The following is a 25,993-nucleotide window of genomic DNA, read 5'->3' as shown; positions in this document are numbered from 1 at the left end:
GCATGCCCGGCCGGCGCGTCAAGGGAGGCTTCGCCCGCGTGCCGCGGCCCTTGACCCGCCGGACCGGAGAGGCGGCCGACCCGAGGGTGTCTTCAACACCCGAAGGGAAGGACGACTCCGATGCCCATCTTCACGATCGAGACCACGTATCGCCTGCCGGTTTATCGGCAGCGCAACTACGAGGCGGACAGCCTCGCCGAGGCCTGCCGGCTCGCCGTCGAGGACGACGACTGGGACAACGAGAAGCAGGACTACGAGACCGCCGGCGAGACCTATGTCACCGGCGTCTGGGAAGGCCGCGACAGCGCCTATAGCGGCCCGTCCGTGCCGGTCCCCTCGCACTATCGCGAGACCGTGCAGCGCAAGGCCGATCACTTCGAGGTCCTGCTCGGCCTGGTGAAAGTGCTAAGCGGCGCCGAGGCGTCGGATCGCGCCTATTGGCAGGACCGCGCCGTGTCCGCGATCGCCAAGGCCGAGGCCATCCTCGCCGGCGCCCGCGATCCGGACTGATCCGGCGCCGGCGCCCACCATCCCCGCAATCCCGCCCGGCCCCGCCGGGCTTTGTCATTTTAAGGAGGCCGACATGGCCAGCTACTACGTGCCGACCGTCGTGCAGACGACGATCCCCAACACCGACATGACGCCGCTCGAGCGCCTCGTGCTGTCGAACATCTTCAGCGCCGAGGCTGATGGCGATGGTCTTTACTTCTTCGCCGAGGAAAGCCCGGCCGAGTGCATCGAGGTCGACTCCGCCGAGTTGCGCGCCGCGCATCGGGACTCGGCCGGCATCGACAGCGTTCTCGACTCGATCGTCGCGGAGCGCCTGGCCGAGAGCACCGATGCCGACACCCACATCGAACTCGACCTGTCCATGACGTCATGGGCGACGATCTTCCAGGACATCGTGCGGCGATCGCCAACGCTCGGGGAAATCGTCGTGACGTCGGCCTTCACCTGCTCGCGGATGCGTCCGGACGGATTCGGCGGCATGGCCACCCTCATCACCGCCGACGCGATCCGATCCTGCGCGACCGACGAGATGATCGCGCAGTTCCGCGACGAAGCCGCCGTGGCGGCGCCGCCGCCCAGCCATGTGCTCCTGCGTTTCGACGAAGCCGAGGTGCGCACGATGATCGGCGAGGTCATCGCCTATGACAGCGCACTGACACGCCTGTCGCCCGATGCGGTGAGCGACGACGACATCCATGCCGCGAGCCTCGCCGTCGTTGCCGCCACGGATCTCGCGGAGGAACGAGGCTCGGCGCTGTTCAAGGCCGCGCTCGGCGCGATCGGCAATGCCGAGCGGCGTCTCGCGGAGGAAGAAAAGGAAGGGAGGAAAGAGGAGGAATGAAGGCGCGATGCCGCATGCCCGGCCGGCGCGTCAAGGGAGGCTTCGCCCGCTTCGCGGCCCTTGACCCGCCGGACCGGAGAGGCGGCCGCGGGAAGGCGTGATGAAGGGCTGTAATGATGAGGGATCAGGCGATCGCTCGCGCTTCGGCCCGCGAGGCTGAAAGGAGCCGCCATGCACGCCGTCCCGACAATCCGCAAGGTCTTCCAGGGCGTCGCCACGCGCCATGAGATGTACCGCATGTTCAACCGCCATCGCGGCGATCCCGCCTATGGCGCAGGTGAATGCGCACAGCTCTTCGCTGGAGAGTGGTTCGAGATCGCCGAGGCCGAGCATGACTACATGCTCAATATCCTGCCGCCGCTTTTCATGCGCGCCGATCTGTTCGCGATGCGCGAGTTCATGACGGACAGCGTAACCAGCATCTTCTTCGCGCTCGTCATCGACGGTCGCCAGCGCTGGTTTCACGGCTATTGCGATCTCTCCGATCGCGCGTCGCCCGACCGGATGAAGGCCGCGATCATCGAGCGCGAGTCGCGGCCGGTCCGCGCCATGACGCGTGAGGAACGGCTCGAGCATATCTGGTCGAGCACGCATGACGACTAGCGCGGCTATGCCGGCGAACGCTGGCCCGCCGCCATGCGCGGCCGCCGCACCGTGCTCGTCTATGCCGGCCGGCACGGCACGATGCTGAAGCCGCTCGACGAGCTCACCGACGCCGAGATCGCGGCGACGCTGCCGGTTCAGCTCCGGCATCTGCCCGAGACGATCGCGGCTTAGCCCGCGCCGGCCTCTCCCGCCAATCCCGCAACGCCGTGCCGTCCGCCGCCCTCGCGGCGGCGGCGCGGTCGCGCGCGCCCAGCAGAAGGAACTTTCCAATGGCGCAGGACGACCCTTTCACCCTCGATCTTTTCGGCAATACGGCGCTTTCGTCAGGCCTCGGCCTCGGCGTCACCGCCTTCGCCGCCGACATCACCGGCGATGACGATCCCGACGATGATCCGCCGCCGCCGCCGTCCCCCGCGGCGCCGGCGGCCGCATCGGCGCGGCCCGCGCGATCCGGTTCGCGCAAGCGGGGCGCCAATTTCCATCTCGCCGACGACCGCGGCCTCGCCAGGGGCTGGAAGCAGCGCGCCCGCGCCAGCATCGCGGCCGTGCGGCTCGCCGCAAAGATCGCGGCGGATGAACGGCCCGCCACGCGCGAGGAACAGGAGCGGCTGATCCGCTTCACCGGATTCGGCGCCTCGGAACTCGCCAATGGCGTCTTCCGCCGCCCGGGCGAGACCGTGTTCGCCAAGGGCTGGGACGAGATCGGCGCCGAGCTGCAGGATGCCGTCGACGATGCCGACTACGCCTCGCTGGCGCGTTGCACGCAATATGCCCATTTCACGCCGGAGTTCATCGTGCGCGCCATCTGGATGGGCGTGCAGCGGCTCGGCTGGCGCGGCGGCCGCGTGCTCGAGCCGGGGATCGGCACGGGTCTCTTTCCCGCGCTCATGCCGGAGGACCTGCGCGACGTCAGCCACGTCACCGGCGTCGAGCTCGATCCCGTCACCGCGCGCATCGCCCGGCTTCTGCAGCCGCGCGCGCGGATCGTCACCGGCGATTTCGCGCGCACGGAGCTGCCGGCGCGGTTCGATCTTGTCGTCGGCAATCCGCCGTTCTCCGATCGCACCGTGCGCTCGGATCGCGCGCTGCGCTCCCTTGGCCTGCGCCTCCACGATTATTTCATCGTCAAGGCGATCCGGCTGCTGAAGCCGGGCGCGGTTGCGGCCTTCGTCACGTCGCACGGCACGATGGACAAGGCCGACAGCGGCGCGCGCGAGGAGATCGCAAGGCACGCCGATCTCGTCGGCGCAATCCGCCTGCCCGAGGGCAGCTTCCGCGCCGACGCCGGCACCGACGTCGTGGTCGACGTGCTGTTCTTCCGCCGGCGCAAGCATGGCGAGGCGGAAGGCAATCCGTCCTGGCTCGATCTCGAGGAGGTGCGCTCCGCGACCGCGGACGAGGGCGCCATTCGCGTCAATCGCTGGTTCGCCGGACGTCCGGACATGGTGCTCGGCGTCCATGCGCTCACCTCCGGCCCCTTCGGCGAGACCTACACTTGCCTGCCCAATGCCGGCGCGGATCTCGAATCCGCGCTCGCCGCTGCGATCACTTCTCTTCCGGATGACCTCTATGACGGCGAGCCGGAGCCGATCGACTTCGATGCGGAGCACGAGGCGCCCTCAGCGCAGGCGGCCGGCGGCGGAAGCCTTACGGCGCGGGAGGGCAGCTACCTCCTCGACACCCGCCACGGCCTGATGCAGGTCCTCGATGGCGGTCCCGTCGCCGTCACCGTCCGCAAGGGCCGCAGCGCCGACGGGATTCCGGAAAAGCACGTCCGGATCATTCAGAAGCTGATCCCGATCCGCGAGGCCGTGCGCGAGGTCCTGAAATGCCAGGAGCTCGATCGGCCGTGGAAGGACGCGCAGGTCAGGCTGCGCATCGCCTGGTCGAACTTCGTGCGCAGCTTCGGCCCGATCAACACGACCGTCGTCTCCACGAGTGAGGATGAGGAGACCGGCGAGGTCCGCGAGACGCATCGCCGCCCCAATCTTCAGCCCTTCCTCGACGATCCCGATTGCTGGCTCGTGGCGTCGATCGAGGATTACGACCTCGAATCCGACACCGCGCGGCCGGGGCCGATCTTCACCGAGCGCGTGATCGCGCCGCCGGCGCCGCCCGTCATCACCAGCGCGGTCGATGCGCTGGCCGTCGTGCTCAACGAGCGCGGCCATGTCGATCCCGACCATGTCGCGGAGCTGGTGCATCGCGACGTCGAGGACGTGATCGCCGAGCTCGGCAGCGCCATCTTCCGCGATCCGTCGGACGGCTCCTGGCAGAGCGCCGACGCCTACCTCTCCGGCGCGGTCCGGTCGAAGCTCGTCGCGGCCGAGGCAGCAGCGGCGCTCGATCCTGCCTATGAGCGCAATGTCGCGGCGCTGCGCGATGTGCAGCCCGCCGATCTCAGGCCTTCCGACATCACGGCGCGGCTCGGGGCGCCGTGGATTCCGGCTGACGACATCGTCGCCTTCGTGAAGGAGACGATGGGCGCGGACATCAAGATCCACCACATGCCGGAGCTGGCGTCGTGGACGGTCGAGGCCCGGCAGCTCGCCTGGATGGCGGCCGGGACGTCGGAATGGGGCACCGAGCGTCGGCACGCCGGACAGCTTCTCGCCGACGCCCTCAACTCGTCCGTGCCGCAGATCTTCGACACGATCAAAGACGGCGACAGCGAGCGCCGCGTCCTCAACGTCGTCGACACCGAGGCGGCGAAGGAGAAGCTGCAGAAGATCAAGACCGCGTTCCAGACCTGGATCTGGACCGATCCGGATCGCACGGATCGGCTGGCGCGGGTCTATAATGACCGCTTCAACAACATCGTGCCGCGCGCCTTCGACGGCTCGCATCTGAAGCTGCCGGGCGCGTCCGGCGCCTTCGTGCTCTACGATCACCAGAAGCGCGGCATCTGGCGCATCATCGCCGCGGGCGCGACCTATCTCGCCCACGCCGTCGGCGCCGGCAAGACCATGACGATGGCGGCCGCCATCATGGAACAGCGCCGGCTCGGCCTGATCGCCAAGGCGATGCTCGTCGTGCCCGGCCATTGCCTGGCGCAGGCCGCGCGCGAATTTCTCGCGCTCTATCCGAACGCCCGCATCCTCGTCGCCGACGAGACGAACTTCACCAAGGACAAGCGGCAGCGCCTCCTGTCGCGGGCGGCGACGGCGACCTGGGACGCAATCATCATCACGCACTCGGCCTTCCGCTTCATCGGCGTGCCGTCCGCTTTCGAGCAGCAGATGATCCAGGACGAGCTGGAGCTCTATGAGACGCTGTTGACCAAGGTCGAGACCGACGATCGCGTCTCGCGCAAGCGGCTCGAGCGGCTGAAGGAGGGGTTGAAGGAGCGCCTGGAATCGCTCGCCACCCGCAAGGACGATCTCCTCACGATCTCGGAAATCGGCGTCGACCAGATCATCGTCGACGAGGCGCAGGAGTTCCGCAAGCTCTCCTTCGCGACCAATATGTCGACGCTGAAGGGCGTCGATCCGAACGGCTCGCAGCGCGCCTGGGACCTCTATGTGAAGTCCCGCTTCATCGAGACGAAGAATCCCGGCCGCGCGCTCGTGCTGGCTTCGGGCACGCCGATCACCAACACGATCGGCGAAATGTACTCGGTGCAGCGCTATCTCGGCTACGCCGCGCTGTTCGAGCGCGGCTTGCACGAGTTCGACGCCTGGGCCTCGACCTTCGGCGACGTATCGACCGAGCTCGAGCTTCAGCCTTCCGGCAGATACAAGCCGGTTACGCGCTTCGCCACCTTCGTCAACGTCCCCGAGCTGATCGCCATGTTCCGGTCCTTCGCCGACGTGGTGATGCCGGATGACCTGCGTCGCTACGTGAAGATTCCGGCGATCTCGACCGGCAAGCGCCAGATCGTGACGGCGAAGCCGACGGCCGCCTTCAAGCGCTACCAGCTCCAGCTCGATGCGCGCATCAAGGCGATCGAGATGCGCGACCGCCCGCCGGAGCCGGGCGACGACATCCTGCTCTCCGTCATCACCGACGGCCGCCATGCCGCGATCGACCTTCGCCTTGTCGATCCGGACAATGACGACGAGCCGGACAACAAGCTGAACCTGATGATCGGCAACGCGCTGCGCATCTGGCGGGAAACCGCCGACAACGCCTATGTGCGTGCCGACGGCAAGCCCTATGACCTCCCCGGCGCCGCGCAGATGATCTTCTCCGATCTCGGTACCATTTCCGTCGAGAAGAGCCGCGGCTTCTCGGCCTATCGCTGGATCAGGGACGAACTCGTCCGCATGGGCGTGCCAGCGTCCGAGATCGCCTTCATGCAGGACTACAAGAAGTCGGAGGCGAAGCAGCGCCTGTTCAGCGACGTGCGCGCCGGCAAGGTTCGCTTCCTGATCGGCTCCTCCGATACGATGGGCACCGGCGTCAACGCGCAGCTCCGCCTGAAGGCGCTGCATCACCTCGATGTGCCCTGGCTTCCGTCGCAGATCGCTCAGCGGGAAGGTCGGATCGAGCGTCAGGGCAATCAGCACGACGTCATCGACATCTTCGCCTATGCGACGGAAGGTTCGCTCGACGCGACGATGTGGCAGAACAATGAGCGCAAGGCCCGCTTCATCGCGGCCGCGCTGTCCGGCGACGCCTCGATCCGCCGCCTCGAGGATCTCGGCGAAGGCCAGGCCAGCCAGTTCGCGATGGCGAAGGCGATCGCATCGGGCGATCAGCGCCTGATGCTCAAGGCCGGGCTCGAAGCCGACATCGCGCGGCTCGAACGGCTGCGCGCCGCCCATATCGACGATCAGCATGCCGTGCGCCGCCAGCTTCGCGACGCGGAGCGCGACATCGAGTTCTGCACCCGGCGGATCGCCGAGATCGGCCAGGATATGGAGCGCCTCGTGCCGACGACGGGCGACGCCTTCGCCGCGACGATCGCCGGCAAGCGTCATGTCGAGCGCAAGGACGCCGGCCGCGCGCTGATGAAGGAAATCCTCACCCTCGTCCAGCTTCAGCAGGAGGGCGAGAGCATCATCGCGTCGATCGGCGGCTTCGATCTCGAATATTCCGGCAAGCGTTTCGGCCGCGACGGCTATCGCTACGGCACCATGCTGCTCCGCACCGGATCGGAATACGAGATCGAGCTGCCGGTTACGGTCACGCCGCTCGGCGCAATCTCGCGCCTCGAACATGCGCTGGACGATTTCGAGGGCGAGCGCGAGCGCTATCGCCAGCGCCTTGCCGACGCCCGCCGCAGGCTCGCCTCGTACCAGGCGCGCGGCGAGGGCGATTTCACCTTCGCCGGCGAGCTCGCCGAAAAGCGCCGGCAATTGGCCGAGGTGGAGGAAGCCCTGGCGAGCGATGTCGAGGGTGGCGGCGAACAGGCCGCCGCGGCGTGAAGAAGAAAAGAGGGAAAGCCCGCTCGCAGATCGGCCAGGCCGGCAACGCCTGAGCTCAACCGCCGCCTGCGCGCGCCCGGCCCGTCGTCCTTCGCAGGGCTGTGAGCCCTGCTTGTCCGGCCGGGCAGGGCTGCTCGGCCGCAGTTGTGCCGGCCCGACCGCTCCGCGGGCCGGGGGGTGTCTTCGGAAAGAAGACGAGGAAGGACCGCGAGGCGCGGTCCGCGAACCCCGGAAAAGGAGCATCCCATGTATCTCTTGAAAGTCGATCCGCGCGCGCTCGTGGAGAATCCCGACCAGTCGCGCCAGACAAAGTCGACGCCGCAGGCCGACGCGCTGTTGCTGGCCTCGATCAAGGCCGTCGGCATCGTGCAGCCGCCCGTCGTGTCGCAGCAGGCCGATGGCGGCAACGGCTTCCTCATCAACGCCGGCCGGCGCCGCGTGCGTCTCGCCATCGCGGCGGGCCTCGACGAAATCGACGTGCTCGTCGACGATCCGGCGAACGACAACGGCGCCATGCGCTCCTTTGTCGAGAACATCGCGCGCGAGCCGCTGAACCCGGTCGATCAGTGGCGCGCGATCGAACGTCTCGTCGCGCTCGGCTGGACGGAGGAGGCGATCGGCGTCGCTCTCACGCTGCCGGTCCGGCAGGTCAGGAAGCTCCGGCTGCTCGCGAATGTGCTGCCGGCGATGCTCGATCATATGGCCAAGGGCGACATGCCCGACGAGCGCCAGCTCCGCACGATCGCGGCGGCCTCGCCCGACGAGCAGAAGGAGGTCTGGAAGAAACACAAGCCGTCCAAGGCCGACCCGCAGGTGTCGTGGTGGAGCGTCGCGCAGGCGCTGACCAAGGCCCGCATGTACGCACGTCATGCGAGCTTCGGCGACGACCTCGCCCAGGCCTACGGCATCCAGTGGGTCGAGGACCTGTTCGCTCCGGCCGACGAGGACAGCCGCTACACCACGGACGTCGAGGCGTTCCTCGGCGCGCAGCAGGAGTGGATGACGGCGAATCTCCCGAAGAAGGGCATCATCGCCGAGGCGACGAACTATGGCGAGGTGAAGCTGCCGCCGAAGGCGGAGCGCGTCTATGGCAAGCCGTCGAAGAGCGATTGCACGGCCATGTATCTCGACCGTGACGGCCGGGTGCAGACGGTGCATTATCGCATGCCCGCGGCGAAGAAGGCGAAGGGCAAGGGTGCGTCGGCCGCTCATGATGCGGCGGATGAGACCGGCGCCATCTCGAAGCCGCGTCCGGACGTCACCCGGAAGGGCGTCGAGATGATCGGCGACTTCCGCACCGACGCGCTGCATGAGGCGCTCGCCCGCGCGCCGATCGAGGACGACGCGCTGATGGCGCTGCTGATCCTCGCCTTCGCCGGCCAGAACGTCACCGTCGCGTCCGCCAGCGGCGGGACCTATTACGGCAACCGCCGGATCGCCCGCCATGCGGTGAACCTGTTCGATCAGGACGGTCAGCTCGTGCTCGACAACGACGCGCTCCGCGTCGCCGCACGTTCGATCCTCGCCGAGGTGCTGTCGTGCCGGGAAAACCGTACCGACAGCGGCATCGTCGCGCGCGTCGCCGGCGATGTCGTCGGCGCCGACAACTTCCTGCCGAACATGGGCAGTGATGACTTCCTGTCGTGCCTGTCGCGCAGCGCGCTCGAGGGCTCGTTCAAGGATACGCCGGTCCTGCCGCGCCAGAAGGTGAAGGACACGCGGGCCGCCCTGGTCGAGCACTTCAAGGAGGGCCGCTTCGTCCATCCGGCCGCGTTGTTCGCGCCGGACAAGACCGCGCTCCTGAGCTGGATCGCGTCGAACGCCGTCGCCGAAGACGACGAGTCCGACGAACTCGTCGAAGACAGCGAGGATGGCGGCGAAGCCGCTGACGACGAGGCCTTCCGCGAAGCCGCGGAATAGCGCCGGCCTTCTTCTCTCCCGAACGACCGCCGCCGCCGGCCCATGCCGGCGGCGGCTTCATTTCCACCATCCGCACAGGAGGACATCATGTCCGCACAGTTGATCTATGACCTCGCGCCGCTCGGCTCGATCATTCGCTTCTCCGACGGCGCGCCGCGCCCGCCGGAACGCCATCGCAGGAAGCTCTCCGCCTGGGAGAACAACAACAGCGGCGGGCGCCTCATCCGCAAGCAGGCCGAGCGCCGCATCGGCAATACCGTCGTCGGCGCAAGCATCACCTTGCATGCCGGCGACTATGGCAGTCGCGGCGTCGTGGTGCTGCGCGTCCACCGGACGTTTTCGGTCGACAGCAGCCTGACGTTCGTCGTGACCGAGCGACCGAAGATCGGTTCGGTCCAGGTGCTCGACCGGCCGGGCGACGACGGCGAGCTGGTCTATCTCGCCAGCCATCGCGCCGACGCGCAGGAATGGCTGACGCGGCACGGCTATCCGAACGCCGTCCTGCGCGAGATCTCGGCCGACGAGGTCGCGGCTGCCGTCGTGGAGGGGAGGACGGCCGCATGAGCACGACCGCACCCTCCGTCACGATGATCGCGGATTCCGCGACCGCATTTCCGCCGATCGCGTTCGGCCGCACAGCAGAGGGCATTTTCGTCGCCTGTGTCGCCGACACGGCCTTCGCCATGCTGCCGGCGCGCGACGGCCGGCACTATCTCGCCACCGGCTGGCGCATCGGCCGGCCGATGGCCGAATGGAAGCGATCCGACTTCTACGGTCATGCCGGCGAGCTTGCCGATGAGGCGGCCTTCCGCGGCAAGGTCGCGGAAAACGCGGAGCATCAGCGCGAGAAGCGCGCGCTCGGCCGCCGCGAGATCGGCTCCACGGCGAATACGCCGTGGGGTCGGTCGCAGGGCGCGACCGTCTATGCCGAGGGCGTCATCTGCCATTCGACCGCCGGTCATGGCGGCTTCCACCTCTCGGCCGAGCGCAATCGCACGGTCCATTCCATGCTGCGGTCGCGCGGCGGCTGGTACGAGGAAGATGCAGGCTGGGCGATCGTCGCGCTGACCTTCCCGCATCTCTTCACCAGCTATGAGCGGCGCTGCGCCGAGCGCACGATCAAGGATAGCTGGCCGGACGCCTGGGAAACGATCTTCGGCACGATCCTTCAGCCCGGCGAGTCCCTTGAAAAGGATCGCCGCGCTTTCGAGCAGCGGCACGCCGACGACTGGATCGTCGTGTCGGCGATCACATCGGATCAGCAGCCGGGCTTCGTCGAAGTCGTCGCCACGCCCGGCGGCCGCCGCGGCGCGGGCGCCGAGGAACGGCGCTTCCTCGTGCCGTCCGGCGAATACAAGGTCGGACGCTTCGGCTTCGTCGTCGATGTGGCGCGTCATCCGGTCTATTCCGGCCCGTCGAGCTTCATCGGCTGGCAGGGGAGGGCGCGATGACACCTTCCCCTCAACGCATCGCGCAGCTTTCGCGCATGGAGGAGGCGCGCCGCCAGACGCAGCGCCAGCTCGACATGATCGACCGGCAGATCATCCGGCGCATGACGGCGCTGATCCCGCAGCTCGGTCGCAAGCGTGTCGCATATCGCCGCGGCAAACCCGCCGATCCGAGCGCCTTCCTCGAGCGCTACCGCTCGAACCTCGCCGCCATCACGGCCGCACGCCAGCCGGAGATCGACGCCCTGTCGCGCAAGCTCGCCCGGCAGGATGCGGCGATCGAGGCATTGCGCGAACGCTGCGGCGCCGGCCCATGCGGGTCCCGGCCGGCACAGCCGGCAGACGCCGCCGCTGTCGAGGATGGCAGGCGCACTTGTCGGCCGGGAGAGCAGCGCGGCGGTCTGGTCTAGCTGCATCGCGCGTCACCGCCATGCGGATGCGAGCGGCACGGCACGGCGTGAGCGTGGTGATCGGCGTGGCCAGGTCCGTCCTTTCCGGCATCGCCAACCCGGCCCGCACCCTGTCGGCCCTCCCCTCGGGTTTGCTGCGGTCTGCGCCCCCGGCGGTCCGCTTCAAGACCAAGCCGCAAGCGGCCGGAGCCCGCCGATCTCGGCAAGGCCCGGCCGCGGCCTGCGCAGGGCTTTAGCCCCGCTTGTCCGCAACCGGACCTCGCTCGCCTGGCGGCCCCCGGGTCTTGAAGCGGCCCTCGTGCCGGCGGCGCCGGGCGACCGCACCCGAAGGGGGTCCGGCAGGGGCCGGATCGACCCCGACGGCGCAACCAGGAAAGGACACTCCCATGACCAAGACCGCTCGCGCACCTCGCACCAGCGCCCGCGTTGTCCAGCTTCGCCGCGGCACCACGGTCGAAATGATCCGGCTCGTCTGCCCCGACGCCGCACAGGCCACCCGCATCGCCGAGAGCTTCGGTCTCGCCATCCTCGACAGCGACGGCATCCGCGACCTGCATCAGAGGCTCATCACCGAGACCGCGGACGCGCTCGGCGAGGGCCTCAGCGAACGCGCCATGCAGATCCACCTGCAGCGCATCGTCGGCTCCTATGTCGGCTCCGCCCACGGCGCCGGGCAGTTCTACAGCCGGGCCGTGACCGAGGCCCGCGAGGCGACGGCGCGACTGGCCAACGACGCCCGCGACGAGGACCTCGACGGACCCGTCGGCTTCGACTCCGCGGCCCAGCGCAAGCGCGAGTTCGCCGCCGAGGTCGGCCTGCAGGCGCACGCGCTGCGCATGGCGGCCGAAGGCGCGGTCGCCGCTTACGAGCACGTCGTCGGCGAGAGCTGGAAGCCCTTCGAGCGCCAGCCCGAGCATCCCGGCGAGACCGTCAGCCGCAAGGCGGCCGAGGTCCAGATGGCGGCATTCGAGTGACGCCGCCGGCGGGGCTTCGGCCCCGCCTTCTTCCTCTCCGACCAAGTCCGGCCGGTCCTTCGGGACCGGCCTTTTTCATGTCGCGCAGCGCGGACGCGAAAAGAAGGACGGAAAGGAGAGATGCGGGCGGCCATCGCCGCCCGTCTCGGCTTTCGGTCCATGCTCCGGCCTGCGCGGCAGCGCAACGGCATAGCCGTCCTCCACTGACGTTCCGGTCCGGCGCGTCGACAGTCACCTCGCCCATGAACCTCACCGGATGCGCGGCCGTGCGGGCCTCCGCGGCGGACCGCCGTGACGGGCCGCGATGGGCGCGGCCTCCAACGGAGGTTCGGATTATGACTGGTAAGGAAACAAAGTCTCGCGTCGACATCTATGCGCGGATCACAGATCGCATCGTCGCCGACCTGGAACGCGGCGTGCGCCCGTGGGTTCAGCCGTGGAGCGCTGCGAACGGCGCCGGACGCATCACGCGGCCGCTGCGCCACAACGGTATGCCCTATCAGGGCATCAATATCGTGCTGCTCTGGTCGGAGGCCGTGGCGCGCGGCTTCGCCTCGCCGATCTGGATGACGTTCAAGCAGGCCCTGGAGCTCGGCGGCAATGTCCGCAAGGGCGAGACGGCCACGACCGTCGTCTATGCCAATCGGTTCACGAGAACGGAGACCGACGAGCATGGCGACGAGGTGGAGCGCGCGATTCCGTTCCTGCGCGCCTATTCGGTCTTCTGCGTCGACCAGATCGACGGCTTGCCGGAGCACTTCTACGCCCGGCCGGCGGCGCCCGCCGCGCCGGCGCAGCGCATCGCCCATGCCGACGCATTCTTCGCCAACACCGGCGCCGCCATCCGGCATGGCGGCGACAAGGCGTTCTTCGCGCCGTCGCTCGATCTCATCCAGATGCCGCCCTTCGAGTCGTTCCGCGACCCGGAGAGCTATTACGCCACGCTCGCGCATGAGACCGTGCATTGGGCCGGCGCCGAGCACCGGCTGAACCGCGATCTCTCGCGCTATCACAGCGATCGCAGCGAACGCGCCCGCGAGGAGCTGATCGCGGATCTGGGCGCTTGTTTCGTCAGCGCCGATCTCGGCATCGTCCCCGAGATCGAGCCGCGCGCCGACCATGCGAGCTACCTCGCATCCTGGCTCGCGGTCCTCGCCAACGACAAGCGCTTCATCTTCTCGGCCGCCGCGCACGCGCAACGGGCCTGCGCCTATCTGCACGGCCTGCAGCCGCAGGCCGCGACGGTCCCGGAGGCGGCGTGATGCTCTCCGCTCCGGCTGCAGAAGGGGAGGGCGCCGAGCTCTCCCCGATCCGCCTGCGCGTGCTCAGCCTCGGCGCCGGCGTGCAATCGACGACGCTCGCCTTGCTGGCGGCGCATGAAGAAATCGGGCCGATGCCCGATTGCGCGATCTTCGCCGACACCGGCTGGGAGCCCGACGCCGTGTATGAGCACCTCGCCTGGCTGATGTCGCCCAACGTCCTGCCGTTCCCGGTCCACATCGTCTCGGCAGGCAATATCCGCGACAACCTGATCGCCGCCGGGTGCGGGCGGCGCTGGGCGTCGATCCCCGCCTTCACCCGCACCACGAACCGGCGCGGCCAGGTCTCGATCGGCATGATCCGCCGCCAATGCACCGGCGACTACAAGATCGACCCGATCCGCCGCAAGGTGCGCGAACTCGCCGGCCTGACCCGCAAGCGATCCCCCGCTGTCCCTGTCGTCGAGCAGTGGATCGGCATCTCGACGGATGAAATCGTCCGGATGAAGCCGAGCTTCGAGCGCTGGCGCGTGAATCGCTGGCCGCTCGTCGAGCGGCGCATGGCGCGCAGCGACTGCCTGCGCTGGCTCGACCGCCACGGTTATCCGCGCCCCCCGAAAAGCGCGTGCATCGGCTGCCCGTTCCATTCCGATGCGGTCTGGCGCGCCATGCGCGATCGCGACCCGGCCGCCTGGGCGGATGCGGTCGAGGTCGACCGCGCCATCCGGTCCGGCCTGCGCGGAATCCGCGGGGAGGTCTATCTGCACCGCTCGGCGGTCCCGCTCGACGAGGCGGACCTGTCGACCGAGGCGGATCGCGGCCAGCTCGACCTCTGGCCGAATGAATGCGAAGGCATGTGCGGCCTCTGACGGGCTGGAAATCGTCATTCAATTGCATTACATTGCCTCGTCAAGGAGGCGATCATGGCTGCGAATGCGCTTGTTCAGACCCGAATCGACGCGGACGTGCGGGACCGCGCGTCCGCCGTGCTCGAGGGCATGGGGCTGACGGTGTCGGACGCCGTGCGCATCCTGCTCACCCGGACCGCGAATGAGGGCGCGCTGCCGCTCGAGCTCGTGACCAACAGCGAGGCGCATGACGCTTGGTTCCGCGCCAAGGTGCAGGAGGCGCTGCAGGACACGCGCCCCGACATCCCTGACGAACAGGCCGAGGCGCATTTCTCCGAGCGCCGCGCCACCGCCCGGCGCAAGGCCGCCGGCGGATCGTGAAGCTCGTCTGGTCGGTCTTCGCGCTCGCCGATCGCGACGGCATCTTTACCCATATCGAAGCGGACAATCCACGCGCGGCGATCGCCGTCGACGAGCGCATCGCGGCCGCGGCCCGCCGCCTGGTCGACTTCCCGGAGAGCGGCCGTCCCGGCCGCGTCGCCGGCACGCGCGAGCTCGTCATCACCGGGACGCCCTATATCGCCGCCTACGCCGTGACCGCAGAGACGATCCGGATTCTCCGCGTCCTGCACGGCGCCCAGAGATGGCCGGACGAGCTTCCGCAAGGCTGAGGCGATCCGCATTCGCCGCACTGACCCGACCATTGCGCATCGCCCTCCGATCGTGCGCCGAAGGCCCCGCCGCGCGGCGGGCATTCCCGCGGAGCGTCATCGCGCCGGAGTGACAGCGCCGAAACCGGACCAGCACCTCGCTTCCCGCCCATCGGCGTTGAGGGGACGGGGAGGGTCGCCGGCGATGAGCCAAGGAGCCCGTCCCTCGGCTGCGGACTTTCCCCCGGTTGAACAGCGACTGCGCTCGACCTTGCGGCGTCAGCGGCCCTGAAGGTGCGGAGAAGCCGGGGCGGCCTTGGTGGTCTCAGTCGGGTCTTCCGGGATGGTGGCCGGGCCGTCGCCATGCGGTGTGGTTTGCCGGTAGCTCAACGTGTCCCCATCGTTCGGCCTGTTCGCGTCCACTGCGTCCTCGATCTGGCATGTCTGACCGAAGGCCGTCGGCGCTGCGCGCCGCCTCGATCTCTTATGACCGCAACGGCCGTTCTCAGCTTTCTTCCCCTGGTCGCTGCGCGCCCATTCCTCGCGAGCCAAGAAAGCCTCGCCCTGGCCGCCCTCCACTGCGTTGCGGCCCTTCGGGTGCGGCCCGATCGCCTCCGGTCATCGACAGCCATCGAGGTCGCGATGGTCGCGGCCCGAGAAACGAAAGAGGACACGAACATGGCTACCATCGGCAACTTCACCGTGAACGGCAACGGCTTCGTCGGCACCATCAAGACCCTCGCCCTTGGCACCATCAAGGCCAAGATCGTCCCGGCCGAGCGCACCTCCGACAAGGCTCCCGACTACCGGGTCTTCGCAGGCGCCATCGAGTTCGGGGCCGGGTGGAAGAAGAAGTCCGAGCAGGGTCGGGACTACGTCTCGCTCAAGTTCGACGACCCGAGCTTCCCGAACCCCATCTACGCGACGATGGTCGCGGTGGAAGGCGAGGAAGGCCTCCAGGTCATCTGGTCCCGCCCCAACCGCGACTGAGCGGTCGCGCAAGAAGGCCCCGCCCGGCGGCGGGGCCTTCGGCGTCCGGAAAAGGAGGACTGTCATGTGCAAGGTTTTGAACGCGCGGCGGACGGGCCGCCACAGCACGGCGACGCAGGTCTATATCGGCCGGCCGAGCAAATGGGGGAATCCGTTCGTCATTGGCCGCGACGGCTCGCGTGCCGATGTCATCGCGAAATATCGCGCATGGATCGTCGCGCAGCCCGAGCTGCTGAACGCGCTCGGCGAGCTGCGCGGCCGCGATCTCGTCTGCTGGTGCGCGCCGCTGGCTTGCCACGGCGACGTGCTGCGCGAGCTCGCGAACGGACGCTGACGGCGCGGCGGCGCCTCAGCGATCGGCATAGCCGCGGCGGCGCTTGCTGCGCTCGAGGCGGCCCATCGCGCCGTCGGCCTCCTCCGGCGCGTCGAAGGTCTCGATCATGGATTGGCCGCCCGCGCCGATCCGTCCCCAATTGCGAACCAGCGACGCGCCGCCGAACAGCGTCGGCTGGATCGACAGCGTATAGAACCGCCGCATGTTGAGCGCGGGATTGATGCGGCGAAGATGAAGCGGGGCTCTATCCCAGTTCGGCATGAACGGAGTCTCGCTTCCTTCGGAAGCGCCGTCCAATTGCTTTATTGAATCGGTCCGCCTGGTTCGATTCACCGCGCTGATGGCTCAGTGGCGCCTGGCCCGTCCCGCGCCGGCCGAGATCCTGCGAATCCTCGCTGGATGTCGGTGTGCGTGATCCTGCGTGTCCAGGATAAGGATCTGGGCGAGCCGCCTTCGGCGGACGGCTCTACTCGCTCCGCTCACGGAGCCCGCTGCGCGGTCTCCGCCCTCCGGGTAACGATCCTCTCGCAAGACGAGATCGCCCGGATCGACCGGGCGTCTCGTCGCGAAGGGTTCCCCCTCGCGCTCCTGGGCCGGCGCCGGCCGGCATGCGGACACGGCGCCTGCCGGCGCCGTGGGTGCTCCTCTGACTTCCAATTCTACACCCGCCACTCCGGCGTCAAGGACATCGCGGTCCCCCCAATTTTCCGCCGCCGCCGAAGTGGGCGGCGCCAGAAAATCGGCTCCCCCGCTCGCCGGCTCCGCCGGTCGCTGCGCGATCCCTGACACCTCGCGGCTACGGTGTCGTCTCCTTCCGTCAGAAGACGAAAGGAGATCATCATGACACATCAGACCGTGACGTCCGTCGATGGCGGCAGCGCCGACTACTGGAAGCGCCGGACCGAAGGCTTCCGCCTGATCCACGACGCGGAGGATTGCGCCAAGCGGCTGGAGACCGCGCCGCTCTATCTCCACGGCGGATACGATGAAGACGGCGACGTCATCCCCGTCGAGAATCTCGGACCTCACGACGATATGGAGGACGCGGTTCGGGCGATCGAGGCCAACGAGACGGCTGTCAGCATCCTGGTGGCGCAGCGCCGGACCCACATCGGCGGCCGCCCGATCCCGGAGGTGATCCTCGCGGTGACGCGATTGGAGGAGGACCCCATCGAAGATCCGGTGAACAATCCGCTCTGGGGCCCGGACACGGATTGATGTCCAGAGCAGAGGCGGCTCGCGCCGCCTCTGCTCTTTGCCATGCCCAAAGCGCCGCCGACCGGATCGACCGGCCGGCGCCGCTGGCGGGCGCAGGAGCTCCCGTCGCCGGGGAAAGGCCCGCGTGTGTTTCCTGCGGTCGATCCTGAATCTGTGGTCGCGCATATGACTTGCGGCGGCTTCGGCATCGCAGTCCCTCGTCGGCTTGATTTTGGCGTGAAGATGAGAGCGGTCTGGGCGAGCCGCCTTTGGCGGACGGCTCTATTCGCTTCGCTCACGGAGCCCGCTGCGCGGTCTCCGCCCTTCGGGTGACGATCCTCTCGCGCTGGCGCGGCTTGCGCCGCGCCAGCATTCAACCGCTGCACCAGCTCTGGCGCGCACCGCCCCATCGCCTGGCGAGGCCTTCGACGATCAGCACGTCGCCGATCGAGCGACCGCCGCGCGACACGTTGCGCAGCTTGCGGCCATATTGATCCTGGTCGCGCGCGCCGGCGACCAACGTGAAAGGACCGGCGTTGAGCAACGCCTGCAAGCGCCGCGTTGCTGCCTCGCCGAGGACCGCCTCGCGCTGGCAGCGCGGCGGGCTCACCTCGGGCGCGTCGATGTCGGCGATCCGGATCTTCTCGCCGCGGAACCAGAACGTGTCGCCGTCAACGACGCAGTTCGTTCGCCGCCCGGCGCCGCAGATCGAGAAGGTCATCGCGAATGTCTGCTCGGCCGCGTTGGTAGGCATCGCCGGCGCTCCGGACGGACCGCCGTCGCGAGAATGGATTGCCCACATCGCGAGGCCGGCGACCGCAAGCGCCGCGACCGTCAGCCCTTTGCCGGCGGTCGCGATACCGGCGCTGCTCGCTGCTCTCCTGGAAGGCCGTCCGATCCTCACCTTGATCCTCTCCGCACGCCGATCTCATCCGGCGACCACAGGTCTTTCCGCCGATTCGCTCGGCGCGCGATTAAGCCGATCGGCGCCCGCCCTTGGGCGCGAAGCTGTTGCTGCCGACGCAGGCCGTCATGTCCTTGCGCCGGAAATAGATCGCTCGCCCGCACCGCAGCGGCGGATTACCGGCCGTGAACACGATCTGCTCGTCGCCGCGCATTTGCGTGATCTCGTGCGGCAGGATCAGCGGCCGACGCGACAGCAACCGCGAGCGCGTCCGCGACGACCCGGAGGCCTGCGAACTGCGGCTGATTTGGCTGACCTCGACCGTCGTGTCGCCGCAGCGCCGCGAGATGTATTCGGCTGTCTCGGGATCGTTGATGGCGCTGAACGACATCCACGATGCCGACTCGAACCACTTCGATGCGGCGTCGCGGCCGCCATAGACCTCGCGCATCTGGCCGATCGACTGGAACAGCATCAGGAGCGTGATGCCATATTTGCGTCCAGCGTCGCGCGCGGTCTCGAGCACGCGCAGGAACCCGAGCCGCGCCACTTCATCGAGCAGGAACAGCGTGCGGCCGGCCACCTCGCCCGCGCGGTTATAGATCGCGTTCATCAATGAGCCGATGATGAGGCGCGCCAACCCCGGATGGTTCTCCAGCGTCTTCAAGTCCAGATTGATGAACACGTCCATTGTGCCGGCCGCCAGCTCGTCGGTCGAGAAGCTCGCGCCGGACACCAGCGCCGCATAGTTCTCATACGAGAGCCAGTGCGTTTCTTTCACCGCATTCGCGTACACGCCGCTGAAGGTCTCGGGCGTCATGTTGACGAAGGATGCGACATTCTCCTTTACGAAGTCCGAGCCCGAATGATCGTAGATCGCCTGCAGCCGCTCGCGCAGCTTCGGCTCGGGCTCGGACAGGTTTGCTCGCACGCGGCGCAGGTGCTGATCCTTCTGTTCCGTATGACCTGACAGGCAGACATCGGCGATCAGCGCGGTCAGCAATTGCAGCGCCGACGCCCTGAAGAAGTCGTCGCGCACCGAGTGGGTGCGCGCCACGTCGGTCATGATCCACGACGCGACCGAGGCGATGTCCTCCTCTTTCGTCGCGCCGAACCGGCCGATCCAGTCGAGCGCGTTGAAGCCGGTCTCCGGCGTCTTTGGATCGAGCACGAAGACGGTGCGGCCGGCGCGCTTGCGATGGTCGATCACCATCGGCGCGACCTCGTTGGATGGATCGAGCGCGACCAGGCCGCCGCCCCATTTGAGCGCGGTCGGGATCGTCACCGATGTCGTCTTGAAGCCACCAGAGCCGGCGAACACGATGCCGTGGGTCGAGCCCCACGATGCATCGAAGCACAGGAGCGGCGCGCGGCCACCCGCGCCCCAGCTTTCGGGCTCGCCGGCGCGGAACGCGCGATCGCCGACGGAATCCCTGTCGACACGATAGCGTTCGCCGATGACGATGCCGCCGCCTTCCGGAAACAGCCGCGCCGCCTCGCCGACGCTCATCCATTGCGCGTCGCCGTGAATCGCGCGCTGGCCTGACACCCGCCGCGGCGCTGCCGCCGCGAACGCGGCATTGCCGGCCAGCGCGACGCGCAATGCGAACAAACCGCATGCGAGCGCGGCGAACGACCCCATCAGCGTGGCGGGGTCCGCATAAGCAAGAACCGATCCGTCGCGCACGCGGCCGGCGAGGGCGAACAGCCGGCTCCCTTCTGACCATGCGGCGAAGCCGACGACAGCCGTCGCGCCGGCGAGGACGCCCCAGCCGGCTGAGCGCACGGCCAGCGCGCCGGCGCAGGCGAACAGGATGATGACGCCGATTGCGGCCGCGCCGAGATAGGGCAGGGCGATGCCGGTCCGCCCCAGCAACAGCGCCGCCTGCGGCGTCTTTGCGAAGCTCGCGAACCATTGCTCATGACCGCGCAGCGCGATCATCGCGCCGATCATCAGCGCTGCGGGCACGATCGTCAGCGCCACCTTATTCGCGTTCATGGCTGAAGGCCTTCGTGCCGATCGCCACGAACCGCTCGCGCTCCGCTTCGCTCGCTCGCGCCCGCTCTGCGGCGTCGATCAGCATGCCGAGCAACAGCGCGCGCTTCTCGTAACGCAGTCCCGCCCTCACGATCAGCCCGCCGAGCTGAATCTTCTCGCGCGTGTCCTTCTTCCTGTCGTCGCTGCGGCGGGTTCTGTCCATGCGCTCAAGCCTCAGAAGACGCGCCCGCACCCGCGCCAGGCGGCTCGGGCGAACCCGACCCGCGCGCGGATCGCGGCGCGGCGCCGGCCTTGCGAAATCGCGCCTTCACCTCTTCGAAGGCGGTCAGCAGGTCTGCCTCGTCGATCTCCAGATCGCCGAGGCCGGCCTTCAGGGCCACCCGGCCGATCCGCTCCGCTTCGCGCGTCTCGGCGGCCTTGAGCTGGTCCTGCAGGCGGGCGATTTCCTCTCGAATCTGTCGGGACGGTTTTTTCATTCCGGTTGGTCATCCTCCTGCTGGCGCGCGGTACGCGCGAGGGAGAATTGACCGGGGATGCGCGAAGCGCACCCCGTCGGAAACGACAGGTCGGCGAAGCCGACACTTTGGGGGATCATCCCGCCGATCCGAAGGGTCGGCTCCAAGGGCGCAGTAATACGTCGCTGGCGCGACGTAGGTCTGCTCAGCCGGAAGGACGACGCCGATCCCTGCGGACGAGCCGTGTCGTCATTCTCGCAGGACCGCCGCCTTGGCCATCACGCACTTCACACCCCAGCTCATCAGCCGCGCCGATGGCCGCAGCGCTGTGCTGGCGGCCGCGTATCGCCACTGCGCGAAGATGACCTTCGAGGCCGAGGGCCGCACCGTCGATTACACGGCCAAGCGCAACATGGTGCATGAAGAATTCCTACTGCCGGCGGACGCGCCGCAATGGGCGCGGGCGATGGTGGCGGACCGCTCCGTAGCGCAGGCATCGGAGGCGTTCTGGAACAAGATTGAGGGCTTCGAGAAGCGCTCGGATGCGCAGCTCTCCAAGGAGTACATTATCGCGCTGCCGATCGAGCTGACGACCGCGCAGAACATCGCGCTCATGCGCCAGTTCGTGGCCGAGCACATCCTGCCCGCAGGGATCGTGGCGGATTGGGCCTATCACGACGATCCGGGCAATCCGCATGTCCATCTGATGACGAGTCTGCGCGCGCTCACCGAGGATGGATTCGGTCCCAAGCGCGTGGCCGTATTGGGCGCGGACAGAGCACCGCTGCGCAACCGGGCCGGCAAGATCGTCTACAAGCTCTGGGCCGGCGACAAGAATGAGTTTCTGGCGGTTCGCCAGGGATGGATCGATCTGCAGAACCATCATCTCGCGCTCGCCGGGCTCGACGTGCGCGTGGATGGCCGATCCTATGCCGAGCGTGGCATCGACATCGTGCCGACGACCCATGTCGGGGTCGCCGCAAAGGCGATCGAGCGCAAGGCGAAGCGGCAGGGACGCGGACCAAACCTCGATCGCCTGCGGTTGTTCGAGGAGCAGCGGCAGGTCTCGGCCGAGCGCGTGCTGCGCCGCCCGGAGATCATTCTGGATATCGTGTCGCGCGAGAAGAGCGTGTTCGATGAGCGCGACGTCGCCAAGGTGCTGCATCGCTATGTCGACGATCCGACCGCGTTCGGGGTACTGCTCGCGCGCATCCTGCAAAGCCCGGATGCCGTCCGCCTCGAGCACGAGGGGATCGACTTTGCGAGCGGCGCCAGAACGCCGGCGCGCTACACGACACGCGAGCTGATCCGCATCGAATCCGAGATGGCCAGGCGCGCGATCGGGCTTGCCGGCGCGGAGACGTTCGGCGTTCGCGATCAGATCCGCAATGCCGTCCTCGATCGACACGCCATGCTCTCGGCCGAGCAGCGGTCGGCGATCGAGCATGTGACCGCTCCCGGCCGCGCGGCGGCCGTGGTCGGGCGCGCCGGCGCCGGCAAGACCACGATGATGCGGGCCGCGCGCGAGGTCTGGGAGGCCGCCGGCTATCGGGTTGTCGGCGGCACATTGGCGGGCAAGGCGGCCGAGGGTCTGGAGAAAGAAGCAGGGATCGCCTCGCGCACATTGGCGTCATGGGAGCTCGCCTGGAGCAAGGGCCGGTCGATCCTCGACACCCGCACGGTGTTTGTCCTCGACGAGGCAGGCATGGTCGCATCACGCCAGATGGCGACCTTCGTCGAGGCGGTGTCGCGCGCCGGCGCCAAGCTGGTTCTGGTGGGTGATGCCGAGCAGCTTCAGCCGATCGAGGCCGGCGCTGCCTTCCGCGCGCTGGTCGAGCGCATCGGCTATGCCGAGCTCGAGACGATCTACCGCCAGAACACGCAATGGATGCGTGACGCATCGCTCGATCTCGCCCGCGGCCGCGTGGGCAAGGCGCTGGCAGCGTATCGCCATCATGGGCACGTCATGGGCTCCGAGTTGAAAGCGCAGGCCGTGGCTGCGCTGATCGACGATTGGAGCCGCGACTACGATCCGGTGAAGTCGACCTTGATCCTGGCGCATCTGCGCCGTGACGTGCGCGCGCTCAATGACATGGCGCGCGCCACGCTCGTATCGCGCGGAATCGTCGGCACGGGTCACGCCTTCCGCACCGAGGAGGGAGAGCGCCGGTTCGCGGCGGGCGATCAGATCGTGTTCCTGCGCAACGAGGGGTCACTCGGCGTCAAGAACGGCATGATCGGACGCGTCATCGAAGCGGCGCCAGGCCGGTTCACGGCCGACGTCGGGGAGGGCAGTCACCGCCGGCGCGTCGCGGTTGACCAGCGCTTCTACCGCAATGTCGACCACGGCTACGCCACCACGATACACAAGGCGCAAGGCGCGACCGTCGACCGCGTGAAGGTGCTGGCGAGCCTGTCGCTTGACCGGCATCTTGCCTATGTGGCGCTGACCCGACACCGTGAGGATGTTGCGCTCTATTATGGACGCCGATCGTTCGGCAAGGCCGGCGGACTGATCCCCATCCTGTCCCAGCGCAACGCCAAGGAGACGACGCTCGACTACGAGCGTGGCGGCCTCTATCGCGACGCGCTTCGCTTCGCCGCCAACCGCGGCCTGCATGTGATGCGCGTCGCCCGAACCCTCGTGTCCGACCGCGTGCGCTGGGCGCGGCGTCAGAAGCAGCGGCTCGATGATGTGGCCGCGCGCCTTCGGGCCGTCGGCGCCCGTCTCGGCCTTTTCAACCCTCGTCATGTTCCGCCCACCAGCCGCAAAAAGGAGGCCGCGTCCATGCTGCCCGGTGTCACCACATGGCCGAAATCCGTCGCCGAGTCGGTCGAGGACAAGATCGTCGCCGATCCGGCCTGCAGGAAGCAGTGGCAGGAAATGTCGAGCCGTTTCGCGCTCGTGTTCGCGAAGCCGGAGACCGCCTTCAAAGCCATGAACTTCGATGCCGTGTTGCACGATCCCGCAACCCGCAAGGCGACACTCAGCCGCCTCGCAACCGAGCCGGCATCGTTCGGCGATTTGCGCGGCGCGAAGGGCGTGCTCGCAGGGAAAGCCGCCACCAAGGAGCGCAAAGAGGCCGAAGCCAATGTCGCCACGCTCGGCCGCGAAATCGAGCGTTATGCGCGACTGCGCGCGGAGGCGTTGCGCAAGTACGAAACGGAGGAGCGTGCGCTGCGGCTGCGTGTCACCGTCGACGTCCCGGCGCTTTCGCCCGCGGCGACGCTGGTGCTGGAGCGGGTTCGCGACGCCATCGACCGCAACGATCTGCCGAACGCGCTCGCCTTTGCGCTCTCCAACAAGATGGTGGCGGCGGAGATCGAAGGGTTCAACAAGGCCGTGGCGGAGCGCTTCGGGGACGGCGCGTTCCTGTCCAATCGCGCGAAAGAGCCGAAGGGCGCAGCCTTCGATGCCGCCGCCGCCGGCCTGCGGGAAAATGAACGACCCGCGCTCGCGGCTGCATGGCCCATGCTCCGCGCAGGACAGCAACTCGCCGCGCAGCAGAAATCCGCTCAAGCGCCGAACAAGGTCGAGACCGAGCGCCAGGTTCAGCGCCAAGCCCGGAGTCGCGGGATGGCCATGAAATGAGACCGCGGCCTGTCATCTCAGTGCTGGGACTTGGCGCAGCCGCCGTCGCCGGCATCGCGGTCCTTGGCTGGGCGGGCGGCTTCCGCTTGAATGCGACCCCGAGCTATCCGCTTGGTCTCTGGCGCATCGAGCGGGCCGTCGCGCCGATCAAGGTTGGCGACCTCATCTTTATCTGCATGCCGGCGGGGCCCGGACTGACGCTTGGGCTCAAACGCGGCTACCTGCGCGCTGGTCTCTGCCCAGGCGGCGCCGGACCACTCATCAAGACGGTCGCCGCCATGGCCGGCGCGCATGTCGCGGTCGGTCGATCGGTCACGATCGACGGTCGCACGCTCGCCCATTCCCGCATCCGCCTGGTCGACGCCGAGGGCAGGGCGCTTGCCGCCTATGCGGGCGGCGTCGTTCCGCCGGGACACCTCTATCTCCACTCCGACTACGCAGGCTCATATGACTCACGCTACTTCGGGCCACTCCCCGACGCAGGGCTCCTCGGGCTCGCCCGGCCGGTTGCCACGTTCGATCCGTGATGGGCTGCACGCGGCGGCATTGATCGCCGGAGCGGCCGCGGCCGGAGCGATCGGCTGGAGCGGCGTCGCCTTGGCGCTGCCTCTCGCGTTGGCCTTCCCCGCGCTCTGGGCGGCCGCGCCGACGCGCATGATCGCGACCGCGGTCTCGGCGGCGTATTTCCTGGCCGCCTCGCGGGGCCTGCCTCAAGGCGTGATGACCTTCTATGGGCCAGGAATCGCCTTGGGCGGGGCGCTCTGGATCGGGGCCTGCCTTGTCTTCGTCGCCGTCCACGGCCTTCTATGGTCCGTTCGGCCGGGATGGGACCGGGCCGGGCGGTTTGCGCTGGCGAGCCTCCTGATGGCGGTGCTGCCGCTCGGGATCGTCGGCTGGGCGCATCCGCTGACCGCGGCCGGCGTGCTGTTTCCGGGATGGGGGTGGTTGGGCCTGGGGGCGACCGCGATGGTCATGCTCGCGCTCACGACCAGGCTGTGGCCGGTTGCGGCGGTCGCGGTCATAGGCGCGTGGCTGTGGTCCGCCGCAGGATGGGCGCCGCCGTCCGGACCGGAGGGCTGGCGCGGTGTCGACACCACGATGGGCGCATCGCTCGGCCGCGCAACCGACCTCGAGCAGCATCGCGACTTGCTGGCGCATGTGCAGCGCGCACACGAGGCGGGCGCCCGCGTCGTCGTCTTGCCGGAGAGCGCGCTGGGCTTATGGACCCCGACTGTCTCGCAAGTCTGGATGGACGCGTTGCGCACGACGCGCGTTGTCGTGATCGCCGGCGCCGCCGTGGTTGATCGGCACGGTTACGACAATGTCCTGGTCGAGATTGCCGCAGGGCAGGCGCGCGTCCTCTATCGAGAACGAATGCCCGTGCCGGTGTCGATGTGGCAGCCGTGGCTGTCGTGGATCGGCGAGGGCGACAGCGCGCGAGCGCATTTCCTCGCCAATCCGATCGTGACGTCGCAAGGCCGGCGGATCGCGCCGCTGATTTGCTACGAGCAACTTCTGGTCTGGCCGGTGCTGCAGTCGATGCTGCATGCGCCCGACATGATCGTCGCGACCGGCAACGGATGGTGGACCGCCGGCACATCCATCGTCGGGATTCAACGCGCAAGCGCCGAAGCCTGGGCGCGGCTGTTCGGCGTGCCGCTCGTGATGGCGTTCAATCTGTGAGGAG

The 25,993-nt window shown here is 68.3% G+C and carries 23 protein-coding genes and 1 pseudogene; 19 read left to right on the top strand and 5 right to left on the bottom strand.

The features are described from left to right. Positions 1-120: 120 nt before the first annotated feature. The 15 genes and pseudogenes from AC1Q67_RS24970 (at position 121) to AC1Q67_RS24900 (ending at position 16,159) form a co-directional block, all read left to right on the top strand. A complete protein-coding gene (locus AC1Q67_RS24970; protein WP_492237695.1) occupies positions 121-510 on the top strand; it encodes a hypothetical protein in 390 nt (129 codons plus the stop codon). A 73-nt stretch (positions 511-583) separates the two neighbouring features. Next, on the top strand, positions 584-1,351 hold the full coding sequence (locus AC1Q67_RS24965; protein ID WP_492237693.1) for a hypothetical protein: 768 nt from the start codon (positions 584-586) through the stop codon (positions 1,349-1,351). Between the two features lie 171 nt (positions 1,352-1,522). After that, a pseudogene (locus AC1Q67_RS24960) lies at positions 1,523-2,128 on the top strand (DUF1419 domain-containing protein). Between the two features lie 98 nt (positions 2,129-2,226). Then, positions 2,227-7,326, top strand: a complete 5,100-nt coding sequence (locus tag AC1Q67_RS24955) for a helicase-like domain-containing protein (protein WP_492238178.1) — start codon at positions 2,227-2,229, stop codon at positions 7,324-7,326. Between the two features lie 246 nt (positions 7,327-7,572). Beyond that, the gene (locus tag AC1Q67_RS24950) at positions 7,573-9,246 is read left to right on the top strand and encodes a ParB/RepB/Spo0J family partition protein (RefSeq protein ID WP_492238088.1); all 1,674 of its coding nucleotides are present in this window, start codon (positions 7,573-7,575) and stop codon (positions 9,244-9,246) included. An 87-nt stretch (positions 9,247-9,333) separates the two neighbouring features. Next, positions 9,334-9,810 carry a UCP036055 family protein gene (locus tag AC1Q67_RS24945; RefSeq protein ID WP_492238086.1) on the top strand — a complete coding sequence of 159 codons (477 nt, stop codon included), beginning with the start codon at positions 9,334-9,336 and terminating at the stop codon, positions 9,808-9,810. After that, positions 9,807-10,697 (top strand): DUF7007 domain-containing protein, encoded by an 891-nt coding sequence (locus AC1Q67_RS24940; protein WP_492238084.1) that lies wholly within the window; start codon positions 9,807-9,809, stop codon positions 10,695-10,697. Before AC1Q67_RS24945 ends, AC1Q67_RS24940 begins: the two co-directional genes overlap by 4 nt. Further along, positions 10,694-11,104 (top strand): hypothetical protein, encoded by a 411-nt coding sequence (locus AC1Q67_RS24935; RefSeq protein WP_492238083.1) that lies wholly within the window; start codon positions 10,694-10,696, stop codon positions 11,102-11,104. The genes AC1Q67_RS24940 and AC1Q67_RS24935 overlap by 4 nt, the downstream gene beginning before the upstream one ends. Positions 11,105-11,490: 386 nt before the next feature. Next, on the top strand, positions 11,491-12,078 hold the full coding sequence (locus AC1Q67_RS24930) for a hypothetical protein (protein WP_492238081.1): 588 nt from the start codon (positions 11,491-11,493) through the stop codon (positions 12,076-12,078). Positions 12,079-12,413: 335 nt separating this feature from the next. Beyond that, positions 12,414-13,340: an ArdC family protein gene (locus AC1Q67_RS24925; protein ID WP_492238177.1), complete on the top strand. Its 927-nt coding sequence runs from the start codon at positions 12,414-12,416 to the stop codon at positions 13,338-13,340. Next, on the top strand, positions 13,340-14,206 hold the full coding sequence (locus AC1Q67_RS24920; protein WP_492237868.1) for an adenine nucleotide alpha hydrolase family protein: 867 nt from the start codon (positions 13,340-13,342) through the stop codon (positions 14,204-14,206). The genes AC1Q67_RS24925 and AC1Q67_RS24920 overlap by 1 nt, the downstream gene beginning before the upstream one ends. A 54-nt stretch (positions 14,207-14,260) precedes the next feature. Then, positions 14,261-14,566 (top strand): type II toxin-antitoxin system RelB/DinJ family antitoxin, encoded by a 306-nt coding sequence (locus AC1Q67_RS24915; RefSeq protein ID WP_492237866.1) that lies wholly within the window; start codon positions 14,261-14,263, stop codon positions 14,564-14,566. Continuing rightward, positions 14,563-14,856: a type II toxin-antitoxin system RelE/ParE family toxin gene (locus tag AC1Q67_RS24910; RefSeq protein WP_492237864.1), complete on the top strand. Its 294-nt coding sequence runs from the start codon at positions 14,563-14,565 to the stop codon at positions 14,854-14,856. Before AC1Q67_RS24915 ends, AC1Q67_RS24910 begins: the two co-directional genes overlap by 4 nt. 657 nt (positions 14,857-15,513) lie before the next feature. Continuing rightward, complete coding sequence (locus tag AC1Q67_RS24905; protein WP_492237862.1) at positions 15,514-15,825, top strand: DUF736 domain-containing protein; 312 nt, start codon at positions 15,514-15,516, stop codon at positions 15,823-15,825. A 64-nt stretch (positions 15,826-15,889) separates the two neighbouring features. Continuing rightward, positions 15,890-16,159: a DUF4326 domain-containing protein gene (locus AC1Q67_RS24900; RefSeq protein WP_492237860.1), complete on the top strand. Its 270-nt coding sequence runs from the start codon at positions 15,890-15,892 to the stop codon at positions 16,157-16,159. Between the two features lie 15 nt (positions 16,160-16,174). Here the strand turns inward: AC1Q67_RS24900 and AC1Q67_RS24895 are convergent, their stop codons facing one another. Beyond that, a complete protein-coding gene (locus tag AC1Q67_RS24895) occupies positions 16,175-16,420 on the bottom strand; it encodes a WGR domain-containing protein (RefSeq protein WP_492237858.1) in 246 nt (81 codons plus the stop codon). Positions 16,421-16,999: 579 nt separating this feature from the next. Here AC1Q67_RS24895 and AC1Q67_RS24890 point away from each other — a divergent pair. Beyond that, positions 17,000-17,377 carry a hypothetical protein gene (locus AC1Q67_RS24890; RefSeq protein WP_492237856.1) on the top strand — a complete coding sequence of 126 codons (378 nt, stop codon included), beginning with the start codon at positions 17,000-17,002 and terminating at the stop codon, positions 17,375-17,377. Between the two features lie 352 nt (positions 17,378-17,729). Here the strand turns inward: AC1Q67_RS24890 and AC1Q67_RS24885 are convergent, their stop codons facing one another. The 4 genes from AC1Q67_RS24885 to traC all read right to left on the bottom strand — a co-directional run bounded on the left by AC1Q67_RS24885 (position 17,730) and on the right by traC (position 20,735). Then, on the bottom strand, positions 17,730-18,110 hold the full coding sequence (locus AC1Q67_RS24885; RefSeq protein ID WP_492237854.1) for a thermonuclease family protein: 381 nt from the start codon (positions 18,108-18,110) through the stop codon (positions 17,730-17,732). A gap of 220 nt (positions 18,111-18,330) precedes the next feature. Continuing rightward, complete coding sequence (gene traG, locus AC1Q67_RS24880) at positions 18,331-20,259, bottom strand: Ti-type conjugative transfer system protein TraG (protein ID WP_492237852.1); 1,929 nt, start codon at positions 20,257-20,259, stop codon at positions 18,331-18,333. Then, positions 20,246-20,461: a conjugal transfer protein TraD gene (traD, locus tag AC1Q67_RS24875; RefSeq protein ID WP_492237850.1), complete on the bottom strand. Its 216-nt coding sequence runs from the start codon at positions 20,459-20,461 to the stop codon at positions 20,246-20,248. The genes traG and traD overlap by 14 nt, the downstream gene beginning before the upstream one ends. A gap of 4 nt (positions 20,462-20,465) precedes the next feature. Next, positions 20,466-20,735 carry a conjugal transfer protein TraC gene (gene traC / locus AC1Q67_RS24870; RefSeq protein WP_057196265.1) on the bottom strand — a complete coding sequence of 90 codons (270 nt, stop codon included), beginning with the start codon at positions 20,733-20,735 and terminating at the stop codon, positions 20,466-20,468. Positions 20,736-20,985: 250 nt separating this feature from the next. Here traC and traA point away from each other — a divergent pair, with 250 nt between their 5' ends. Genes traA through AC1Q67_RS24855 form a run of 3 tightly spaced genes read left to right on the top strand, consistent with a single transcriptional unit; the run spans position 20,986 to position 25,989 of the window. Then, positions 20,986-24,306, top strand: a complete 3,321-nt coding sequence (gene traA / locus AC1Q67_RS24865) for a Ti-type conjugative transfer relaxase TraA (RefSeq protein WP_492237848.1) — start codon at positions 20,986-20,988, stop codon at positions 24,304-24,306. Further along, on the top strand, positions 24,303-24,833 hold the full coding sequence (gene traF, locus AC1Q67_RS24860) for a conjugative transfer signal peptidase TraF (RefSeq protein ID WP_062313680.1): 531 nt from the start codon (positions 24,303-24,305) through the stop codon (positions 24,831-24,833). Before traA ends, traF begins: the two co-directional genes overlap by 4 nt. Beyond that, a complete protein-coding gene (locus AC1Q67_RS24855) occupies positions 24,754-25,989 on the top strand; it encodes a conjugal transfer protein TraB (RefSeq protein ID WP_492237847.1) in 1,236 nt (411 codons plus the stop codon). The genes traF and AC1Q67_RS24855 overlap by 80 nt, the downstream gene beginning before the upstream one ends. Positions 25,990-25,993 lie beyond the last annotated feature (4 nt).

Source organism: Afipia sp. GW823-FHT06G09 (assembly GCF_058794875.1).
This window is presented reverse-complemented; position numbering and strand designations above follow the sequence as displayed.

Bases quoted from the DNA above. Each gene is read 5' to 3' on its own strand.
- AC1Q67_RS24935 (WP_492238083.1), top strand. From the start codon at position 10,694: ATGACACCTTCCCCTCAACGCATCGCGCAGCTTTCGCGCATGGAGGAG.
- AC1Q67_RS24945 (WP_492238086.1), top strand. From the start codon at position 9,334: ATGTCCGCACAGTTGATCTATGACCTCGCGCCGCTCGGCTCGATCATT.
- AC1Q67_RS24950 (WP_492238088.1), top strand. From the start codon at position 7,573: ATGTATCTCTTGAAAGTCGATCCGCGCGCGCTCGTGGAGAATCCCGAC.
- AC1Q67_RS24925 (WP_492238177.1), top strand. From the start codon at position 12,414: ATGACTGGTAAGGAAACAAAGTCTCGCGTCGACATCTATGCGCGGATC.
- AC1Q67_RS24970 (WP_492237695.1), top strand. From the start codon at position 121: ATGCCCATCTTCACGATCGAGACCACGTATCGCCTGCCGGTTTATCGG.
- traF (WP_062313680.1), top strand. From the start codon at position 24,303: ATGAGACCGCGGCCTGTCATCTCAGTGCTGGGACTTGGCGCAGCCGCC.
- traD (WP_492237850.1), bottom strand. From the start codon at position 20,461: ATGGACAGAACCCGCCGCAGCGACGACAGGAAGAAGGACACGCGCGAG.
- AC1Q67_RS24965 (WP_492237693.1), top strand. From the start codon at position 584: ATGGCCAGCTACTACGTGCCGACCGTCGTGCAGACGACGATCCCCAAC.
- AC1Q67_RS24890 (WP_492237856.1), top strand. From the start codon at position 17,000: ATGACACATCAGACCGTGACGTCCGTCGATGGCGGCAGCGCCGACTAC.
- AC1Q67_RS24930 (WP_492238081.1), top strand. From the start codon at position 11,491: ATGACCAAGACCGCTCGCGCACCTCGCACCAGCGCCCGCGTTGTCCAG.
- AC1Q67_RS24900 (WP_492237860.1), top strand. From the start codon at position 15,890: ATGTGCAAGGTTTTGAACGCGCGGCGGACGGGCCGCCACAGCACGGCG.
- AC1Q67_RS24895 (WP_492237858.1), bottom strand. From the start codon at position 16,420: ATGCCGAACTGGGATAGAGCCCCGCTTCATCTTCGCCGCATCAATCCC.
- AC1Q67_RS24920 (WP_492237868.1), top strand. From the start codon at position 13,340: ATGCTCTCCGCTCCGGCTGCAGAAGGGGAGGGCGCCGAGCTCTCCCCG.
- AC1Q67_RS24915 (WP_492237866.1), top strand. From the start codon at position 14,261: ATGGCTGCGAATGCGCTTGTTCAGACCCGAATCGACGCGGACGTGCGG.
- traC (WP_057196265.1), bottom strand. From the start codon at position 20,735: ATGAAAAAACCGTCCCGACAGATTCGAGAGGAAATCGCCCGCCTGCAG.
- AC1Q67_RS24955 (WP_492238178.1), top strand. From the start codon at position 2,227: ATGGCGCAGGACGACCCTTTCACCCTCGATCTTTTCGGCAATACGGCG.
- AC1Q67_RS24855 (WP_492237847.1), top strand. From the start codon at position 24,754: ATGACTCACGCTACTTCGGGCCACTCCCCGACGCAGGGCTCCTCGGGC.
- traG (WP_492237852.1), bottom strand. From the start codon at position 20,259: ATGAACGCGAATAAGGTGGCGCTGACGATCGTGCCCGCAGCGCTGATG.
- AC1Q67_RS24885 (WP_492237854.1), bottom strand. From the start codon at position 18,110: ATGCCTACCAACGCGGCCGAGCAGACATTCGCGATGACCTTCTCGATC.
- AC1Q67_RS24905 (WP_492237862.1), top strand. From the start codon at position 15,514: ATGGCTACCATCGGCAACTTCACCGTGAACGGCAACGGCTTCGTCGGC.
- AC1Q67_RS24940 (WP_492238084.1), top strand. From the start codon at position 9,807: ATGAGCACGACCGCACCCTCCGTCACGATGATCGCGGATTCCGCGACC.